We start from the raw sequence: 20002 nt of genomic DNA, 5'->3' as shown, positions 1-20002 counted from the left end.
TAAGTCCTGTTTTTTTAAAAGGCTCCCAATTGGGAGCCTTTTTTATATATCAAGCAAGGTAAAATGTTTCTTAATGTTTGTTGTGGTTATTTTTGTTGCTATCACCGTTTGTGATGTGAATGTGTTTGTTTCTCAATTTATTCCATTTTTATGGGGTGGGCTTGGTTAACTTGTTGATTTTTTGTGATTAAATTTTTGTTTTTGTGGTTTGTGATGATGATCACTAATGCGATGGAACTTTGCACTCGCTCATGTTTTTTTGTTAAAAAATCAACTTAATGTTGATGTTTTGCGTAGCGAAGTTAGTCTTGATCTCGTGGATACACATTGTGTACGAACATTAAAACGATAACTTTTTTGTTTAGTTAGTTTACTAAGCAAATTAATAGGAAGAATGCCTTGTTGCTTTCGGCGGCCACTTAAAGCTTCAAGGTGAAATAAAACAGCTATGTCCATTTTTTAGGAGCTTTTCCATGGAAAAAATTTTTAAACGTACGCTACTTGGCGCTGTAGTTTCTGCTGCAGCATTTACAGGCACAGCAAATGCTGCCATTCCTCTAGCGGGTGACGCAGTACAATTTTACGGCCAAGCGGCTGGCTTTATGATCTACGGTGATGACCAAGATGACAGCAACTTCGGTACTGTGATTGAGTCTCGCGTCGGTTTCCGCGGCACGGTTGAATTTGAAGATTTTGCGCCAAACTTTATTTGGCAAATTGAAGGCGGTAACGCAGACAACGGTTCTAAATCAGGTCAGCTTGGTGCTCGTGACACATATTTAGGCTTGGACTTTGATGGCGTTGGTTCATTTAAGTTTGGTCGTCAATTAGTCGCAACATATAACTATGTCGATTGGCCGCACTCAAACCCAGGTCTAGGTAATGTATTTGACTGGAACAATGACATTGGTGCGGGTTTCCAAGATCGTGCAGATAACGTTGTTCGTTATGACTCAGCTAACTGGGGCGGGTTCTCTGTTCAAGCAACGGTCAGTGGCATGGAGCATACTGTTGATGCATTAGTGGCAAGTGTTGCTGCATCGTACTCAGCAGATATGTTTAATTTGCATGCTGGTTATTATAATCGCGGTGATTATAATGATTCAGTTGGCGATAATCCTCAATACATTATTAACGATCTTGGTGATGTCGTTTTAAACCCTGATTATGTACCAGGTGGCGAAGTGAAAATGTATGGTAATAGCTATGCCATTGCCGGTGGTAGCTTATTCCTAGGTGATTTCACGTTCACAGCCGCTTATAAATATATGGAGCAAGACTCTGCAGCAGGCACTAATAGCCAAAATGCGTGGTCAACAACGGCTCAGTATATTTTGAATAACCAATGGGTATTTAAAGTGGGTTACGCCGGTACTGATGATGCGGATATGGCTGATGGTACAGGTGATGATACTTCAGATACTGCAATCACAGCACGTTTAGGTTACTTATTACCAAGCACTTACCTATACATTGATTCACGTAACTACGAAATGAACAACTCTGGCGACTGGAACAATTTCGTTCTAGTTGGTGCTGAATACTATTTCTAACTCACATTGTTAGCACACTAGTTTTGTTATAGTAATCGGGCACCATTGAAGGTGCCCGTTTTTGTTTAAGATTAAGGATGAAGTATGAAATCATTTAAAATTTTGTTGTTAGCTGGCTTGGTTAGTGCCTCTTTTCAAGCCGCTGCAGATGTCAAGATAGACCTTAATCAGGATGTACACCCTGTTGTGATTAATGGAGATGAACTTGGTTTCAGTTTGCTCTCAAAAAAACAATTTAATTTGGATAATGGGCAAAACCAAATTGTCATTCAAATTGAAAAATTAGTACAAAATCGTGGTGAGTATGAAAAGTATAATTCTGTACCTGTTGTGATCACCTTAGATCAAGCTGATACTCATTTAACTATTGCTCCAAGTTCTAAAATAACGACAACAGAAGACGCTAAATTATTTGATAAGCAGCCTGAATTTACGATTAAGAATGCAAATAATGAAGTTGTTAAAGTGAAGCAAGACCGGTTAGAAGCACTAGATGGTTTTACTCGAGATTATGAAAAAGAGCTGGCAGCTTATAATAAAACCAATGGTATCACTGGCGTCTCAACAGCTGCACTAGTAAACGCTTCTGCAAACAAATCGGAAGCAATAAAAGTCAGCAAGCCTCAAGAAATGGTAGAGTATTGGTATGGTGAAGCCAACCAAGAGGAAAAAGAATCTTTCTCTTCTTGGGCTTTTCAAAATAGAAAACAAGTTTCGGGTGACTTAAAAACCGCTGGTAAACCCAGTGAAATGTTAGAGTATTGGTATAAAAAAGCCTCTAACGATCAAAGAAGTCAAATATTGGCTTGGTTACTTAAGGCTGAGTAATCTTTAGAGCCAATATAGCGCTATGATATACTTCGACCGGTCATAAATTGAATTTATGACCGGTCTTTTATTGGAGGAGAAGTCATGAATATTAGCCAAGCATCATCATTAACGGGTTTATCGGCAAAATCGATTCGCTTCTATGAAGATAAGGGGATTATTACGCCTCCGAGAAGGCTAAATAATGGTTATCGTGACTATCAAGAAAGCCAATTGGAGCAGTTAAAGATCGTTGCTAGAGCGAGAATGGTTGGTTTCCATTTAGATGAATGTAAAGCATTGGTTGAGCTGGCAAGTGACCCTTGCCGTACCAGCTATAAAGTCAAAGAAACAACGAAAGCTAAATTGGCTGAGGTTGATAAAAAGCTGGCAGAGCTTACATTGATTCGTCAACAACTTGTTGAATGGATTAATGAATGCCCCGGAGATAATGGTCCCAACTGTCCAATTATTGATGGTTTAACCGGTCAGTAAGGACCAACTAACGATTAATAAAGTAAAGAGTAAAGTTGTCTGCGGTACTTAGATGCGATTCCATTACCTTGTCCTAATGCAGATAAAATATCCATACACACTTTTTTTACTTCACCATCATGAGCATTCAGATCTTTTCTTAATATGCTCATCAATAGCTGTAGAGCTTCTTCGTCCCTTGCGACTTGGTGATATTGCAGCGCCAAATCGCAAATACAAACGAGGTTAGTCGGGTCTTCGGCTAGCTGAGATTCTAAAGCTTGAATTTCTGGGCTATCTGCTGCTTGTTCATGCAATTCTAACTTAGCAATTAAGCCTTTGTAATAATTATCTTGATACTCCAGAGGGATGTTAGCTAACTGAGTTTTAGCTAGATCAAATTGCTGCGTTTCTAAAAGGCAATCAGCAATGGCTAACTTAATGTCACCGCGTGATGTGTAGCTTTCAGGCAATGTTTGTAGTGATGTTAATGCTTCTTGATGTTGGCTGTTTTCCATTGCTTCAATGGCAGCTTTAAGCGTTAAATCTTCTGGGCTTGGAAGGTGCTTAATCAACATATTGGTGATGGTATCAATCGTTTGTGGGCCAGCCATACCATCCACTGCTTGACCATTTGAAAATAGGGCAATAGTTGGAAGAGATTGAACACCAAACTGAGAGGCTAATGCAGGTTCAGATTCGCAGTTGAGAAACGCTAGCGTAAATGCGCCTTTATATTGTGTAGCAAGTGTTTGGAGTTCATTGATAACGGGAGTGCTTTCAACCACTGATGGAGCCCAAAAGTGAATAAGAACAGGTTGTTGTTGCGAGCGTTCTATGGTCGGGCGGAAGTTTTGTTCATTAAGTTCAATGATGAATTCTGGCTGCATCGCATTATCCTTGAAATCGTGGCAAGTTATATATGGGTAGGCATAGAAGCCTAAATCATTTACATAACAATGAGGTCTCGATGATGATAATTCAAGGTAGCCGTTCAACAAGATATAATAATAGGTTAATAGTTATAGAATGGAAACTGGCCTTAGTTCTGTTTTACTTCGAATTTAAATCAGCAAAAGCATGGTAAATACAATTGCTATACATAACCAATTAAGTTGATTTAGGGTCATTATACAACTCCAATAATATACCGCTGCTATATGGGAATATTGACACATAATTATTAAGGTTTAATGACATCGTATAATCGGTGAGTTTTCCTGCTAATTTTCTCTGGCATGGAAAATTTGTTTTAATGCTGGTTCTAAATGAGAAAAAGTGAAGATAAAACCAAGCTCCGTAAGGTGTTTTGGCTTAGCTCTAACACTATCAAAGAGTAATTGTGAAGATTCGCCCATGATCAGGTTCATCAGCCATTTCGGCGTTGTCATGAACGCAGGGCGCTTTAAGATTTTTGCTAAACTATCGGTAAACGCTAGGTTGGTCACAGGGTGAGGCGCACTTAGGTTAAAAACGCCACTGGCTTTATTATGATTGGCTAAATATGCAATGGCACGAGCGGTATCTTGCAAGTGTATCCATGGCATATATTGCTCACCAGTTCCCATCTTGCCGCCAACACCTAGCTTAAAGGGTGGCAACATAGCGGCAAGCGCGCCACCATCAGAGCCTAAGACAATCCCTGTTCTTAATAAGCATACACGTGTTTTATCGCTATGTGCTTTTAGGGCGATCGTTTCCCACTGTTGACATACTTGATATGGAAAGCCATTTTTTGCTAGGGGGGCGTTCTCATAGACTTGCTGCTTGTCTTTATCGCCATAGATTCCGACTGCTGAACCACTAATTAAGCATTTGGGTGGATGGCTACTTTTTTTGATGAGATCGACTAATTGCTGGGTGGTATTCCAGCGACTCTGACATATTTTTTGTTTTTGCTCTGATGACCATCGTTTTGCCGCAATGGGCTCTCCGGCTAAATTGATTACAACATCTATATGATTAAGATCAGAGAAGCTTGATAATTTGTTGATATAGTCAATATTAGAAAAATCAGCATGCTTTAATGCTGTTTTAGCTTTTTTCGGCGATCGAGTCAGTACCGTAATTTGATGTCCGGTGAGATGCTTAATTAACTCGCAGCCGATGAATCCAGTTCCTCCTGTCAGTAAGATATGCATAGCTTCTCCTTTATCGTCACTATTATTATAGTCTTAGGTATGAGTTGTGCGAGGTCTATCTTAACTTACCTAACTAAAATGAAAATGTTATGAAACTATTTTTTATTTCAGATTTACATGGTTGCCTTGAAGCCACACAAAAAGTGCTTAAACATTTTAAAAACTCGCAAGCGGATTACTTGATTATATTAGGTGATGTGCTTAATCATGGTCCAAGAAACCCTGTACCCAAAGGGTATGCACCCGCGTTAGTTGCAACATTACTTAATCAATTTAAAAGTCAAATAATGGCAGTTCGAGGAAACTGCGATAGTGAAGTCGATCAAATGTTATTGGAGTTTCCAATGATGAGTGATTACTTGTTGGTGCTACTTAACTCAGGGACAAAAATGTTTATTACCCATGGTCATTTATATAACCAAGATAGCTTACCACCTCTAAATACTGGTGATATTTTATGCCATGGGCATTCTCATGTGCCTCAAGCAGATTGGCAAGGAGGGCATTTTATCTTCAATCCGGGCTCAACGACCTTTCCTCGAGGGAAGCTAGCTGCAAGCTATGGCCTATATGAAGATGGCATCTTTAGTGTTTATGATTTAGATGGCCAAGAGGTGCTAAAGGAGAAATATTAAACGGTGATATGGATATTAATTGCTATCGACATGCCCAAGGTTTCTCTCTGGTGCGACAATGTCACGAACACGCTGTTTTAATATTTTTGCTTCGGGAAAACCCCCATCGGTTTTACGCTCCCAAATCGTTTGATCATTACAGAGTATTTCGAATCGACCACCAGTATCAGGATGCAATGCAACAGTGTCTATCTCTTCACTGAAGGTATGCAATAATTCCTGAGTTAACCATGAAGCGCGAAGCATCCAGTTACATTGGCGGCAGTAATAAATGTCTATTCTTGCTTTCATGAATCTAGGCTCTTAAATGTTAATCTATGGCTAAGCGCGATAGCGCACTTAACCAAAGAATAGCTTATTGTGATACAAAGATATTTGAACCGTGTCCAAGACTCGTTAAGAGTAGGGTTCGTTCATCTATAACATCAATTTTTCGACTTTGTTGAGAGCTAATTTTGAATAATTTTTTTAATTCATCAACTTGTTCTGGTGAAATCAAGGTGACAGGTTTCGTTGATATATCTTTAAATGAGGTCGCATCAACAATTAGATAGCTATCACTGACATCCCATTGGCCTGATTCAGAAATAGTAATCTCAATCGGGTCTTGCACGTTTTTACTAGAAAAAATTAGTGTTGAGTTCTTGATATAATTTTTATTCGGTAAATATTTGACGGTTGAGCGGATGACGGCTTTATCTAGAGAGCTTATTTTTTGATCCCAAAGGTTCATGTAAGCAATTGTCGTTGAGTGCCACTCTTTTGACATTAGAGCCTCTTCTAGTTTTTTATCACTATTCCAGTACATCCATGAAGCCACTAAAGTGATAATAAGAACGATAACAGGTACAATTTTTTTCATATTAGACTCTTATTTACAAAGTGATTTGAAGTTTGTCTGATCAACAAATAAGACAATCGTTTTGTTTTCATCTGCATGTTCCAAATCATGAATGTAATTTAGGGCAATATTATCATTGGTCCCACCTGTTGCGATTATCTCTACCAATGGTGCCGTATCATTACTTTGGCTTCGATAAGCTTTGGTACATATTTTGATAACTGGTAACCATTTGCTGATTTCTTGTTGGTTAGCAGGAATCAAAAGTGGTGTATGGTCAACCGTATCTATCTGGGTTAAATCTTTAGATGCTGGCACATTGCTAACCCAAGCAATAATGGGAATGATGATAATCAAAAGCCACACAAGTTTAGCCCACCAAGGCGATGTTTCTTGTTGTGCGGAAATGGTTTCTCGTGTCGCAGTGGGAGCACTTTGGGTATTGTTGATGACAAGTTCTTCGGTTTTAAGATTAATAGCGGGTTCACCATCATCGCTTTCCACCATTTCACTAGCATTGTTTTCCGCAAGCTTTGCTGGTGCAGCAATATCCACTTCAGCAATTAACTGGTAACCGCGTTTTGGGACGGTTTTAACAAACTGAGGCGATTTTGTTGAGTCTTGAAGCATCTTTCTCAGCGTTGAGATAGCTTGAGTGAGGCTAGAATCGTCGACCTGAAATCCTTGGTCTCGCCATACATACTCATGCAATTGATCACGGCTCACCACCTGATTTGAATTCTCAATCAAGATCAAAAGTATGCGGCTTTCATTACTTCCTAAACGTACGATATCGTTGTCATTATTAAGATCAGTTAGCGTATTGCTATAGGGATCGAATATGAACTGTTGGGCAAGAATATATTTAGTGCCTATATTGGTCATTTAGGTGTTCTCAGTAGCAAAATAAGGTTTAAATCAAATTCTCACTAGCACAAAAAGGCAGCGATTTTTAGATTTTGTGATGTTTTTCACTTTCATGATAATAAAAAATGATAAGAAAAACACGGTTTTGATGATTTTTTACCTTGAATTTATATCTACTCGCCCAAATTTGTTAGGTAAGTTTTTTATAAACACATTTGTAAATACGATCTTGGCAAACAAGAGTGGAGTTCTAATGAGCGATACAATGACAACAAATAAAGAAACACGTGGATTTCAATCAGAAGTAAAACAACTACTGCACTTGATGATTCATTCCCTGTATTCAAACAAAGAAATCTTCTTACGAGAGTTAATATCGAATGCCTCCGATGCCGCAGATAAATTGCGTTTCCAAGCATTATCAAATCCAGATTTATATCAAGGTGATGCTGATCTAGGCGTTAAACTGTCTTTTAATACTGAAACTAATACTCTGACAATTTCAGATAACGGTATCGGTATGTCCCGAGAAAACGTGATTGAGCATCTCGGCACGATTGCTAAATCAGGTACAGCGGATTTCTTTTCTAAATTATCAGAAGACCAGAGTAAAGATTCCCAACTCATTGGTCAGTTTGGTGTTGGTTTCTATTCTGCCTTTATTGTGGCTGATGCCGTTACCGTTCGCACTCGCGCGGCAGGCTTACCTGCAGATCAAGCCGTTCAATGGCACTCTGAAGGTGAAGGCGATTACACCATTGAAGATATCACTAAAGAGACTCGTGGTACTGACATCATTTTACATATGCGTGAAGAAGGTAAAGAGTTTTTATCTGAATACCGTTTACGTGATGTGATTGGTAAATACTCTGACCATATTGGCATTCCTGTTTCTATTTGGACTGAAAAAGAAGTGGAGACGGGTGAAGAAAACGAAGATGGTACTAAGGTGACGAAAAAAGAAGCGTCTTGGGAGCAGATTAATAAAGCCCAAGCACTTTGGACTCGTAGCAAAAGTGACATTACAGATGAAGAGTATGTTGAATTCTATAAGCATGTTTCACACGATTTTGCGGATCCACTAACCTGGAGCCATAACAAGGTTGAAGGTAAGAACGATTATACTAGCTTGCTATATATCCCATCGAAGGCTCCTTGGGATATGATGAACCGTGATCATCAAGCTGGTTTGAAATTGTATGTGCAACGCGTCTTTATCATGGACGATGCTGAACAATTTATGCCGTCCTATTTACGTTTTGTAAAAGGCTTAATTGATTCTAACGATTTGCCATTAAATGTGTCTCGTGAAATCTTGCAAGATAACAAGATCACTCAATCGTTACGTAATGCTTGCACCAAGCGCGTGCTGAGCATGCTTGAGAAAATGGCTAACCGCGATGAAGAAAAATATCAAAACTTCTGGAAAGAATTTGGTTTGGTTCTAAAAGAAGGCCCAGCAGAAGATTTTTCAAACAAAGAAAAAATTGCAGGCTTGATGCGTTTTGCCTCGACTCATGTAGAGAGTGCGGAGCAAACGGTATCACTGGCTTCTTATGTTGAGCGAATGAAAGAAGGGCAAGATAAGATTTATTATCTCACTGCTGATAGTTACTCTGCCGCTAAAAACAGCCCTCATCTAGAACAATTTAGAGCTAAAGGTTTAGAAGTTGTACTGATGTTTGATCGTATTGATGAGTGGTTAATGAACTACTTAACAGAGTTCGATGGTAAGCAATTCCAAGCGATCACTAAAGCTGGCCTTGATTTATCTAAATTTGAAGATGAATCAGAAAAAGAACAGCAAAAAGAAACCGAAGAAGAGTTCAAATCGGTAGTTGAACGCACGAAAAACTACCTAGGTGATCGTGTTAAAGAAGTCCGCACCACTTTCAAATTGGCTAATACACCAGCGGTTGTAGTGACCGATGATTATGAAATGGGGACACAAATGGCCAAGCTTTTAGCCGCAGCGGGTCAAGAAGTACCGGAAGTGAAATACATCTTCGAACTGAATCCAAATCATGCACTTGTGAAGCGCATGGCGGACGAATCAGATGAAGAAGCCTTTGGTCGCTGGGTTGAGGTCCTACTCGGTCAGGCGATGCTAGCTGAACGTGGAGCGATGGAAGATCCAAGTCACTTTGTCGGTGCAATCAACGCACTTCTTACTAAGTAAAAATGAAAATAGGCCAAGATTTGTGATAAAATCTTGGCCTTAAATGAAAAATCTGACAGTAATCTTGGTGACAACAACGATATACTGTCAAAATCCTTATACCGAAACTTACCGTAGTGCATTCATTACAGTGAGCTTCGGTATAAAAATATTAAATAAGAGGAATATACATGCGCATCATTCTTTTAGGTGCTCCGGGTGCTGGTAAAGGTACTCAAGCTCAATTCATCATGGACAAGTTTGGTATTCCGCAAATTTCAACAGGTGACATGTTACGTGCGGCAATTAAAGCCGGTACCGAGATGGGCAAACAAGCGAAAGCCGTTATTGATGCGGGCCAACTCGTTTCTGATGATATTATCCTTGGCCTTATCAAAGAACGTATCGCACAAGCGGATTGTGAAAAAGGTTTCCTACTTGATGGTTTCCCTCGCACTATCCCTCAAGCTGATGGCTTGAAAGAGCTTGGTGTTGAAGTGGACTATGTGATCGAATTTGACGTTGCTGATAGCGTTATCGTTGAACGTATGGCAGGACGTCGTGCTCACCTAGCTTCTGGTCGTACTTACCACGTGACTTACAACCCGCCTAAAGTGGAAGGTAAAGATGACGTAACAGGTGAAGACCTAGTGATTCGTGATGACGATAAAGAAGAGACAGTTCGTGCTCGCTTAGGTGTTTATCATGAGCAAACAGCACCTCTGATTGCTTATTACAATAAAGAAGCAGAAGCAGGGAAGACAACTTACTTGAAATTTGATGGCACTAAACAAGTGTCAGAAGTAAGTGCTGATATCGAGAAAGCGTTATCTTAATTGAATAAGCGAATCTTATCTGGTGACTATTTCAGAGTATCTATTGATTTGATAGGTAAAAGAGATAAGAGACTAGGCTAAGAATTTGATATATTAAGCGACCTATTTATAGCGTCGCTTTTTTTTATATCAGTTTTTGTAAGGGGTCGAGGATGAAGGCACAAGCATCAAATAAGCAAGGGATATTATTGGTTAACCTTGGCACACCAGAATCTGCTTCATCTCAAGGCGTTAAAGATTTTTTAAAACCATTTTTGAGCGATAAGCGTGTTGTTAGCATTCCAAGATTGATTTGGTGGCCTTTACTTAATGGGGTTATTTTGCCATTACGCTCACCAAAGGTGGCAAAGATTTACCAACAGGTATGGATGGAAGAAGGTTCGCCTTTGATGGTGTATTCAAAGCGACAAGTAGAAAAATTATCTAATCGCCTACAGCTTCCCGTTGAACTGGGGATGACTTACGGTAACCCTAGTATCAGTAGTGGTCTTGATAAGTTGATTGCACGAGGTTGTGAAACGGTAACCGTGTTACCTCTGTATCCACAGTATTCGAGCACTACGACGGCGGCGGTATCAGATGCATTATCACGCAGTTTGAGCAAAATGATCTCGCTACCAGGTTATCACTTAATTCGTGAATATCATGATCATCCTTTTTATATCAAAGCACTTGCCAGCAAAGTTCGTGATTATTGGCAGCGGTATGGACAAGGTGATTATTTATTGTGTTCTTATCATGGTATCCCTCAACGATTAGCGGATCAGGGAGACATATACCCTAAGCATTGCGAGAAAACGACTGAATTGTTACGGGTAGAATTAGGTTTATCTCATGATCAAATTGGAATGAGTTATCAATCTCGCTTCGGCAAAGAAGAATGGCTCAAACCTTATACGGATAAAACATTAAAATCATTGGCTCAGAAAAAATTGCCAAAATTAGATGTTATTTCTCCTGCCTTTGCTTGTGATTGTATTGAAACGTTAGAAGAAATTGCCATTGAGTGTAAGGCGATTTATCAAACCGCTGGTGGGCAAGATTACCGCTATATTGAATGTTTGAATGACTCTGACGAACATATTGAAATGATGGCGGCCTTAATTAAACCGAATGAGTAATCTAGGGCCTCTGAGCGTTATTAACTAAATTTTATTTAATAGAGTGAGCGGCTTACAAACTGCAAATAAAAAATACCGCACACTGGTGCGGTATTTTTATATCTAAGTCGTTAGAGGTTAAACTTCTCTAACTTTCTCAGTGCCTTCAATAATTACTGAATGCCTTGATGTTTTTTATCTAAGCTACGCATTAATGGAAGAACAGCAAGAGCAATGAAAGTACATACGACTGCTGCCATACCTAACTTATTAAACAAGCTTGTGTAGATGTCCAATGTTTCTAATGGATTCGTCATGCCTCTTGGAATGCTAGCAAAGTTAGCGACTACGCCACCTAAGTATTGTGAAATACCACAAGCAACGAAGTAAGCACCCATCATAAAGCCACCCATACGCTCAGGAGCATAACGAGCAATCATCGCAAGACCGAGACCACTTACCAGTAATTCACCTAATGAGTATGCACCGTAGCCGATAATCATGACCCAAGAGGTCGTTTTACCGTTAACCGCAAAGTTGCCTGCAAAACCATAAACAAAGAAGCCAATTGCGACGACGGCAAAACCTAAAGCAAATTTTGCGGCAATAGAGAGGTCTTTATTTTTTGCGCCAGCTTTTGAATAAATCAGAGCGAGAACAGGGCTGAGTAGCATGATCCAAATAGGGTTCAATGCTTGGAACTGAGCAGGAGACCAAGTCAGTAGGTGAGTACCAAAAACAGTGAAGTTCAAATCAACGTTACGTAGAGCAAATAGTGCTAATGACGTTGACATCTGTTGGTAGAAAATAAAGAAGAATACTGTTTGTATGATCAAAACGAGTGCAGCAATTAAACCAGCACGCTCATGTTGTTCACTACTGCGAATTAGGTGAGTGAAAATGCCAAGTACAACGATACCTGCAACATAAACAAAGATACGTGCTAAAGCTTGATATTCAAGAATAAGCGCTGAAATACCAACAGCAAATAATGAACCGAGTAAAACTAAAGTAAGTTTGCGGCCATCGACAGGTTTGGTATCTGGTTCTGAACCATACGCACTTAATGTGTTACGCATCACAAAGAAGTTGGCGAGACCTACTAATAGGCCGACGCAACAAACCGCAAATGCAGCATGCCAACCAAACTCATTGTGGTATTGTTCATTAACATAGTCTTTAACCCAAGGTGTCAATAGCATTGATACCGTTGAACCGACATTCACAGCCATATAATAGATAGTAAAGGCACTGTCTATCTTTGAATCGTCGCCTTCATAGATTTTACGAACAAGGTTACCGGCATTAGGTTTAAACATACCATTACCGACGACTATTACCCCTAATGCAGTAAAGAGTACCCAAGTGTTCTCCGAAGGTAAGGTCATTAGTGCATAGCCAATGGCAAGGATAAAGGCACCCATAAGCATGGTACGTTTAGTACCCAGCACTTTATCGCCGATCCAACCACCGATAGCCGGCGATACATAAATTAATGCGGCACAAGCACCCCATACTAAGTTTGCTCGCGAGTCTTCAAACCCTAGACGTTGAATCATGAAGTAAACGATCAGTGCTTGCATACCGTAGTAGCCAAATCGTTCCCATAATTCAATCAGTGACACAGTCATAAATGACTTAGTCTTTGATACGGTGACTTGTTGTGTGGTCATTTGATTTTCCATTTAAGTGCTGGTTTGTATAGGATATTTTCCTAATTTAAACCGTATAATGTTTTGTCTGTGTTATACAATTAGCTTTATTGTTGCTGTACAAGCTCTGTGTGTTACGCATAAGTTTTTATAATGATAGAGATCACAGAATCTAATGCTGGCATTATATATACAGCTCAAAATTTGAAACTACAATGATCTGGATGCATTCTTTTTACATTTACTTACTGTTTGCGTATTTTTTGAACGTCAATGTTTAGTTTGTTGAATTAATAGTCGATAGCTGTTCATTTTAATAGTGGTTCGTGGTTGTGCCGCCTATTTTTATCCTGTTAGGATAGATTAAATTTTTTAGGGTAGAAGAATGATGAAAGAGTGGTATTTGCTTTATTGCAAAAGAGGGGAGCAAAAGCGGGCAAAGGCTCACCTGGAAAACCAGCAGATTGAATGCTATTACCCTGAAATCGAAATTGAGAAGATTATACGAGGTAAAAGGCAGCGTATTTTAGAACCTCTTTTTCCTTCTTATATTTTTATTGCAACCCAAACTGAAAGTGGGCCAAGCTTTACGACGATTCGTTCAACAAGAGGGGTGGTTGATTTTGTTCGTTTTGGTACGCAACCATACCAAGTCCCCGTTAGCTTAATTGAGCACTTGCGGTCATACCAAGTTGATGAATCAAATTACGGAAATGTGCCAGTCTCTGGTCAAACAGTTCAAATTACCTCGGGGCAATTTTCTGGTTTTGATGCAGTTTACCAAGAAGCGGATGGTGAGAAGCGATCCATTTTATTAATTACGTTGATTAATCAGAAAGTAAAAGTAAAAGTTCAAAATACTGACGTTGAATGGTGATCAAAAAAGCCTACCAATTTAATCGGTAGGCTTTTGGTTAATTGATGTCTCAAACCAGATTAGTAAGCGTCGTTATGTACGGCTTTTACTGCTCGACCTGATGGATCAGCGTTGTTTTTAAATGACTCATCCCATTCAATTGCAGTTGCTGATGAACAAGCTACAGACGGCCCACCTGGTACACACTCAGCAGCGGAGTCTAGTGGGAATAGTTCGGCAAAAATTTCACGATAAACATAACCTTCCTTCGTTGATGGAGTGTTATACGGGAATTTAAATGCGGCATTTGCTAGTTGTTGATCGGTAACTTTCTCTTCGGCTTGTGCTTTCAAAGAATCAATCCAGTTATAGCCTACGCCATCAGAAAATTGCTCTTTTTGACGCCATGCGATCGACTCTGGTAAATAGTGCTCAAAGCACTCACGTAATACGTGTTTTTCCATCTTCCCGTTACCACACATTTTGTCTTCAGGATTTAGGCGCATTGCTACATCAATAAACTCTTTATCTAGGAAAGGTACTCGGCCTTCCACGCCCCAAGCGGCTAAGGATTTGTTCGCTCGAGCGCAATCAAACATGTTTAGTGCAAGAAGTTTGCGTACTGTTTCTTCATGGAATTCTTTAGCATTCGGTGCTTTGTGGAAGTATAAGTAACCTCCAAAGATCTCATCAGCGCCTTCGCCAGAAAGCACCATTTTAATACCCATTGCTTTAATTTTACGAGCCAGCAGGAACATAGGTGTTGATGCTCGAATAGTGGTCACATCGTATGTTTCAATATGATAGATAACATCACGAATAGCATCTAGTCCTTCTTGAACGGTATAGGTCATTTCATGGTGAACCGTACCAAGCTTATCTGCTACTTCGCGAGCGGCTTTGAGATCGGGAGCACCTTCTAAACCAATAGCAAAGGAGTGAAGTTGTGGCCACCAAGCTTGAGATTGGCTGTCATCTTCAATACGCATTGCAGCGAATCGTTTTGCAACGGCAGAAGTGATTGATGAGTCTAAGCCACCAGAAAGCAATACGCCATATGGCACATCTGTCATTAGCTGACGTTTAACAGCATCTTCTAATGCTTTAGTTAAGTCTTCTTTGCTGGTTAGGTTTCCTTGTACTGCCGCATATTCCATCCAGTCACGTTGGTAGTAACGAACCGGTTTTTCATCATCAGATCCATAGTAGCAGCCAGGAGGGAATTCACTGATGGTTTTACATACTGGTACGAGAGCTTTCATTTCTGAAGCGACGTAGTAGTTACCGTATTCATCATATCCTTGATAAAGCGGAATAATACCGATGTGATCACGGCCAACCAAGTATTTATCCTTTTCTTCATCGTATAAAACAAAAGCAAAGATACCGTTTAGCTCTTCGAGTAAGTCTTCACCTAGCTCTTGGTATAGAGCAAGAATGACTTCACAATCAGAATCGGTTTGGAAATTAAACTTGTCAGCATAACGAGCACGAATTTCTTTGTGGTTATAAATTTCGCCATTGACGGCAAGGATGTGTTTTTTATCTTCGCTATAAAGTGGTTGAGCGCCACTGTTTAATCCTACGATTGATAGACGTTCATGAGCGAGAATCGCTTTATCTGAAGCGTAAATACCAGACCAATCTGGACCGCGATGGCGAAGTTTTTTCGACATTTCCAACGCAAGTGGACGAAGCGCCGCAGGATCCGATTTAATATCTAAAATGCCAAATATTGAACACATACTCTTTTCCTTAAAATCCGTTTTAATTGTCATACCAGTTGTAATTCGTCACTGAGTATCTTAGCGAGTTAACCCAGTAATCAGCTTTGATTGGTATATTTATTGGTTGAATCCAATTTGCCATGATCAATAAAAAAAGCAACCTATCATTGTGAAATAAATTATATCAAAGGATTATTGGTGAATAATATCTTTAATTTTATTGTTTTTGGTGAATATTATTCACTTGTGGTTGTATTTTGTTCTAATCAATGGCATTTAAGTAAGATCATTGCTTTTATCCCAATGGCCAGCTTGCATCACTTTAAACTGGGGATTCAATTTATCACATACATGGCGAGCAAAACCTGCTCCGGCTTCGTTGTAAATATTAAATGCTGCATCGACTCCGTTTTGAGTCATTTCCACTACTTGATCTGGATATTCAGCAATTGCAGCGGTTTGCCCTTTATAATTACGGGCCTTTAGTTGTTCAAGCGCCGATTGGTTACCTTTATGATGTGGCATGGCAAGTAGTACAAGTTTTACATTGGCGATATCTAGAATGCGTTCCCAAAAATCTGAGTCGGTTGCATCACCTTGAATAACGTTTCTTCCACTTTGACGATGGGTGTGAACCACATCAGAGCGCGTTTCTACCCCTAAACTGATTTTGCCATAGCGGGTACGAATTTCATCATAAGCACCTGTGCCAATGCGCCCCATTCCTAATATAAGTACTTGAGCATGTCCAGGGTTAATACGTTTATCCTTGAGGTGTAACTTTTCATCTGCTTGTTCTTTAAGCCAGTGAGAGGTGTAGCGATAAATCTTATGGCTGAGGTTGTTAATTGGAGCGGCAATAATGAAGGAGAGTGAAACCGCTATCGCAATTGCGACCATCATTTCGCCCGGTAACCAACCGAGTTTATAAGCAATCCCTGAGACGATAAGGCCAAATTCACTGTAATTAAGTAATGTTAAAGAAGCGAGCAATGAAGTACGAACGCGGAATTTGAATAAATTAATGACAATGTAATAGAGTGCGCCTTTAACTGGAAGTAAGAAAAGTAGTAAAAGGGCAAAAATAAAGCCATCTATTGTTGGCGCATCGGATAATCCTATATTTAAGAAAAAGCAGACTAAGAACAGCTCTTTAATGTTAAACAGAGATTTAGAAAGTTCAGATGCTTTGTAATGACCAGCTAATAGCATACCTAAAATTAGGGCACCGAGATCGGCTTTCATTCCAACTAGGTTGAAAAGGCCAGCGCCCATGACTAATGCCATGAAAAAACCATATAGAACTAACATTTCACCATGACCACACTTATCTAAAACTTTATAAAAAAGTGGTCGAAGCAGAGGCAAAACAAACAAGCCTAAGGCGTACCATTCGGGTACCTTACCCGTTGAAATGGTAAGAAAAAGCACCGCGAAAATATCTTGCATTACCAAAATACCAATCGATATGGTGGCAAACGTTGAATTCATGCTGCCTTTTTCTTCTAAACTCTTGATCGCAAATACGGTGCTTGAAAACGACAATACAAAAGCGAGTAAGACAATCTGAGAGATATCAATTCCGCTGAATAAACTGATACCAACGGTTTTTAGACCGAATAACGCTAATGTAAAAAAGGCGGTAGAGAGTACGTTGTGTAGGGTAGCACTGGCCCAGATTTCTTTGGCAAGTAATGTTTTGATATCTAGCTTTAGGCCAATCGTGAAAAGAAGGAGGGTAACACCTAGATCGGATAATGTTGTGATGGTCTCATTCGTGGTAAATCCGGCATACTGCAATCCAAATCCGGCAATCAAGAATCCGACTAATGGTGGAAGGTTCAGTTTGAGTGCAATGAAGCCAGAAATAAAGGCTGCGATAATGAGTAAGATATCCATGTGTTTATTTTCCTAAAATAAAAACGGGCATATCAATGGATATACCCGTGAGGAATTATATACTTAAGCAGTTTAAGATAATGTTATTTATCTTATTCTCCTAACAATTTTTGCAGTAATACACCATTGAGCATAGCGCGCTTAATCATGGCAAATGCACCAATTGTAGGTTGTGTATAAAGTTTTGATTCCACAATAGGTAAGTTTTTGTGGAAGGTTGTTAATGAGTGGCTTTCAATGTTTCGTTGTATCGCGTGAAAAATGATTTCTTTCGATTTGACTAATTCACCAGCGATAATAATTTTTTGTGGGTTAAATAAATTCACTGTCATCGCAATCGCTTTACCCAAATAATGTCCAACACGAATAAGGGCTTGGCTGGCAAGTTCATCACCTTGGTTTGCATGATCGCATATGGTGCTCATGGTTAAATTGTCAATATTAGACAAGCTAGATGGAAAACCTTGATCTAATCGTGATTGAACATGAGCGATGATAGCAGGGTTAGCAGCAATGGTTTCAAGACAACCAAAATTGCCACATTGGCATCGATCACCCAATGGTTCAATTTGAACGTGGCCGATTTCACCGACATTTCGGTTAGAGCCTAAAAAGACTTGACCATTTACAATAATGCCTGCACCTGTGCCTCGGTAAACACTGACTAAAATGGAGTCCTGACAATCACGGCTGGCACCAAAGTAATGCTCTGCCAGTGCCAAACCACGAATATCATTGCCAACAAAAGTTTCAACGTTAAATGTATCGCTGAGTAATTTACCTAAAGAAAGGTTATCGATTTCGGTATTGGGCATGTATTCCACAATCCCGGTTTCTGGGTTAACAAGGCCTGGGAGTGTTACACCGATAGCAATGAATTGCTCGATAATCTTTTTATGTTGATTGATAAAAGCTTGAGTATGAAGGACTAAACCATCAAGAAGGTCTTGTTGTTTATCATATTTGAATGAAGCATGATGATTGGCTAATTCGTGGCCACTTAAGTCATACAAGCTTAATTGGATATAGTCACGGCCTAAGCGTATTGCAACAGAGTGAAAAGGAGAGGTTTCCGTCGTTAAAGAAATAGCACGTCGACCTCCGGTTGAGGCTTGCTGTGCTACTTCTTTAATTAACCCTCGCTCAAGTAGTTGGCGAGTGATTTTTGTGACACTGGCGGGCGCTAATTGGCTGACATCGGCAACCTGTATTCTCGAAATTGGACCTTGTTGGTCGATTAAACGATATACAGCTGCGCTGTTAAGTTGTTTAACTAAATCTACATTACCAATTTGTCCGCCATTCATTCTATGTCTGCTCGTATTGTCCGTTAACAACCGTCGCTTTTACATTGAAGTCACGATCAAACACAGTCAGGTTTGCCACCATACCTGGTTTAATTTCGCCAAGCTGTCTATCTACACCGATTGCGCGGGCAGGATAAAGCGTAGCCATTCTCAGTGCTTCGTCTAAAGCGATTCCTACATGTTCAACCGTATTTTGCACGGCTTCAATCATGGTTAAAGCTGAACCACCAAGTGTGCCATTTTCATCAACACACTTACCATCTCGGTAATATACTTTCTTACCAACAAAAATAAAGTGATCCATGTCTGCTCCTGCTGGAGCTGTGGCATCCGTCACTAATACTAGTTTATCGCCTTTGATTTTATGAGCAATTCGGATGTTGGCATAGTCTACATGGAAGCCATCAGCAATAATACCTGCATATACTTCAGATGTATCATAGATGGCACCAACCACACCGGGTTCACGACCAACCATCGGAGTCATCGCATTGAAAAGGTGAGTAGCGAATGTAATGCCGTTAGCAAAACCTTGACGAGCTTCTCGATAGGTTGCGTTAGTGTGGCCAATAGAGACAACAATGCCGGCATCTCTTAAGCGTTGGATATGCTCTGGTGCATTTTGTTCAGGTGCTAAGGTTACTTTTGCGATCACATCGTGATTATCACAAATCGTTTGGATCATCTCATCATCGGATTTACGAATAAAATCAGGGCGATGAATCCCTTTTTTCAAAACGTTGAGATAAGGTCCCTCTAAATGCAGGCCTAAAGACTGATTTTGATAACGTTGTTGATATTCGCGAGCAGCAGAAATTGCTTGCTGCATATCTTCATCTGATGAAGTGATTAATGTTGGTAAGAAGCTAGTGCAGCCTGATTTCAAGTTGGCCTTGTGCATGATCTGCATTGTATCAGCGGTGACTTCGTCATTGAGCATCACGCCGCCACAACCATTAAGTTGTAGATCGATAAAACCAGGGCTTAGATTTGCCCCTTGTAAATCTTGTGTCTTGATCTCTTTTGGTAAATCATCCATTTTTACAATAGATTGAATTTTACCTGCATCCACTATCACGGCATGCTCTGTAAGTACGTCATGACCAGTGTAGATTCTTGCATTTATCAGAGCATACATAGTTGGCATCC

Annotated in this window: 18 protein-coding genes; 8 read left to right on the top strand and 10 right to left on the bottom strand. The window is 39.8% G+C overall.

Going from position 1 to position 20002, the window contains the following annotated elements:
• Positions 1–473: 473 nt before the first annotated feature.
• From VRUMOI_RS08675 to cueR, 3 genes are all read left to right on the top strand, one after another.
• Positions 474–1553 carry a porin gene (locus VRUMOI_RS08675; RefSeq protein ID WP_089140108.1) on the top strand — a complete coding sequence of 360 codons (1080 nt, stop codon included), beginning with the start codon at positions 474–476 and terminating at the stop codon, positions 1551–1553.
• A gap of 84 nt (positions 1554–1637) precedes the next feature.
• Positions 1638–2381, top strand: a complete 744-nt coding sequence (locus VRUMOI_RS08670) for a YccT family protein (RefSeq protein ID WP_089140109.1) — start codon at positions 1638–1640, stop codon at positions 2379–2381.
• A gap of 84 nt (positions 2382–2465) precedes the next feature.
• Positions 2466–2855, top strand: coding sequence for a Cu(I)-responsive transcriptional regulator (cueR, locus tag VRUMOI_RS08665; protein ID WP_089140110.1), 390 nt, complete (start codon positions 2466–2468; stop codon positions 2853–2855).
• A 14-nt stretch (positions 2856–2869) separates the two neighbouring features.
• On the opposite strand, the gene VRUMOI_RS08660 is transcribed toward cueR, so the two are convergent.
• Positions 2870–3724, bottom strand: a complete 855-nt coding sequence (locus tag VRUMOI_RS08660) for a thioredoxin family protein (RefSeq protein WP_089140111.1) — start codon at positions 3722–3724, stop codon at positions 2870–2872.
• 333 nt (positions 3725–4057) lie between these two features.
• The gene (locus VRUMOI_RS08655; RefSeq protein WP_089140112.1) at positions 4058–4975 is read right to left on the bottom strand and encodes a TIGR01777 family oxidoreductase; all 918 of its coding nucleotides are present in this window, start codon (positions 4973–4975) and stop codon (positions 4058–4060) included.
• Between the two features lie 89 nt (positions 4976–5064).
• On the opposite strand from VRUMOI_RS08655, the gene yfcE reads away from it, so the two are divergent.
• Positions 5065–5610 (top strand): phosphodiesterase, encoded by a 546-nt coding sequence (yfcE, locus tag VRUMOI_RS08650; RefSeq protein WP_089140113.1) that lies wholly within the window; start codon positions 5065–5067, stop codon positions 5608–5610.
• 15 nt (positions 5611–5625) lie between these two features.
• On the opposite strand, the gene VRUMOI_RS08645 is transcribed toward yfcE, so the two are convergent.
• From VRUMOI_RS08645 to VRUMOI_RS08635, 3 genes are all read right to left on the bottom strand, one after another.
• Positions 5626–5901 (bottom strand): SelT/SelW/SelH family protein, encoded by a 276-nt coding sequence (locus VRUMOI_RS08645; protein ID WP_089140114.1) that lies wholly within the window; start codon positions 5899–5901, stop codon positions 5626–5628.
• A gap of 64 nt (positions 5902–5965) precedes the next feature.
• Positions 5966–6472 carry a regulatory protein ToxS gene (locus tag VRUMOI_RS08640; RefSeq protein ID WP_089140115.1) on the bottom strand — a complete coding sequence of 169 codons (507 nt, stop codon included), beginning with the start codon at positions 6470–6472 and terminating at the stop codon, positions 5966–5968.
• Between the two features lie 9 nt (positions 6473–6481).
• Positions 6482–7336 (bottom strand): winged helix-turn-helix domain-containing protein, encoded by an 855-nt coding sequence (locus VRUMOI_RS08635; protein WP_089140116.1) that lies wholly within the window; start codon positions 7334–7336, stop codon positions 6482–6484.
• 235 nt (positions 7337–7571) lie between these two features.
• On the opposite strand from VRUMOI_RS08635, the gene htpG reads away from it, so the two are divergent.
• The 3 genes from htpG to hemH all read left to right on the top strand — a co-directional run bounded on the left by htpG (position 7572) and on the right by hemH (position 11433).
• Positions 7572–9497, top strand: a complete 1926-nt coding sequence (gene htpG / locus VRUMOI_RS08630; RefSeq protein WP_089140117.1) for a molecular chaperone HtpG — start codon at positions 7572–7574, stop codon at positions 9495–9497.
• 170 nt (positions 9498–9667) lie between these two features.
• Positions 9668–10312: an adenylate kinase gene (gene adk / locus VRUMOI_RS08625; protein WP_089140118.1), complete on the top strand. Its 645-nt coding sequence runs from the start codon at positions 9668–9670 to the stop codon at positions 10310–10312.
• 152 nt (positions 10313–10464) lie between these two features.
• Positions 10465–11433, top strand: a complete 969-nt coding sequence (gene hemH / locus VRUMOI_RS08620) for a ferrochelatase (RefSeq protein WP_089140119.1) — start codon at positions 10465–10467, stop codon at positions 11431–11433.
• Between the two features lie 152 nt (positions 11434–11585).
• On the opposite strand, the gene VRUMOI_RS08615 is transcribed toward hemH, so the two are convergent.
• Positions 11586–13085, bottom strand: a complete 1500-nt coding sequence (locus tag VRUMOI_RS08615; RefSeq protein WP_089140120.1) for a peptide MFS transporter — start codon at positions 13083–13085, stop codon at positions 11586–11588.
• Between the two features lie 367 nt (positions 13086–13452).
• Here VRUMOI_RS08615 and rfaH point away from each other — a divergent pair, with 367 nt between their 5' ends.
• Positions 13453–13941 (top strand): transcription/translation regulatory transformer protein RfaH, encoded by a 489-nt coding sequence (rfaH, locus tag VRUMOI_RS08610; RefSeq protein WP_089140248.1) that lies wholly within the window; start codon positions 13453–13455, stop codon positions 13939–13941.
• Positions 13942–14000: 59 nt separating this feature from the next.
• Here rfaH and asnB read toward each other — a convergent pair whose 3' ends face one another.
• The 4 genes from asnB to nagA all read right to left on the bottom strand — a co-directional run bounded on the left by asnB (position 14001) and on the right by nagA (position 19991).
• Positions 14001–15665, bottom strand: a complete 1665-nt coding sequence (gene asnB / locus VRUMOI_RS08605) for an asparagine synthase B (RefSeq protein WP_089140121.1) — start codon at positions 15663–15665, stop codon at positions 14001–14003.
• 258 nt (positions 15666–15923) lie between these two features.
• Positions 15924–17546, bottom strand: a complete 1623-nt coding sequence (locus VRUMOI_RS08600) for a cation:proton antiporter family protein (protein ID WP_089140122.1) — start codon at positions 17544–17546, stop codon at positions 15924–15926.
• Between the two features lie 92 nt (positions 17547–17638).
• Positions 17639–18853 (bottom strand): DNA-binding transcriptional regulator NagC, encoded by a 1215-nt coding sequence (nagC, locus tag VRUMOI_RS08595; protein ID WP_089140123.1) that lies wholly within the window; start codon positions 18851–18853, stop codon positions 17639–17641.
• Between the two features lies 1 nt (position 18854).
• Positions 18855–19991 carry an N-acetylglucosamine-6-phosphate deacetylase gene (gene nagA, locus VRUMOI_RS08590; protein ID WP_089140124.1) on the bottom strand — a complete coding sequence of 379 codons (1137 nt, stop codon included), beginning with the start codon at positions 19989–19991 and terminating at the stop codon, positions 18855–18857.
• Between the last annotated feature and the right edge of the window lie 11 nt (positions 19992–20002).

Source organism: Vibrio rumoiensis (genome assembly GCF_002218045.2).
GTDB lineage: Bacteria > Pseudomonadota > Gammaproteobacteria > Enterobacterales > Vibrionaceae > Vibrio > Vibrio rumoiensis.
The sequence above is the reverse complement of the archived record's forward strand: the minus strand, read 5'-3'. Positions and strand labels throughout refer to the sequence as shown.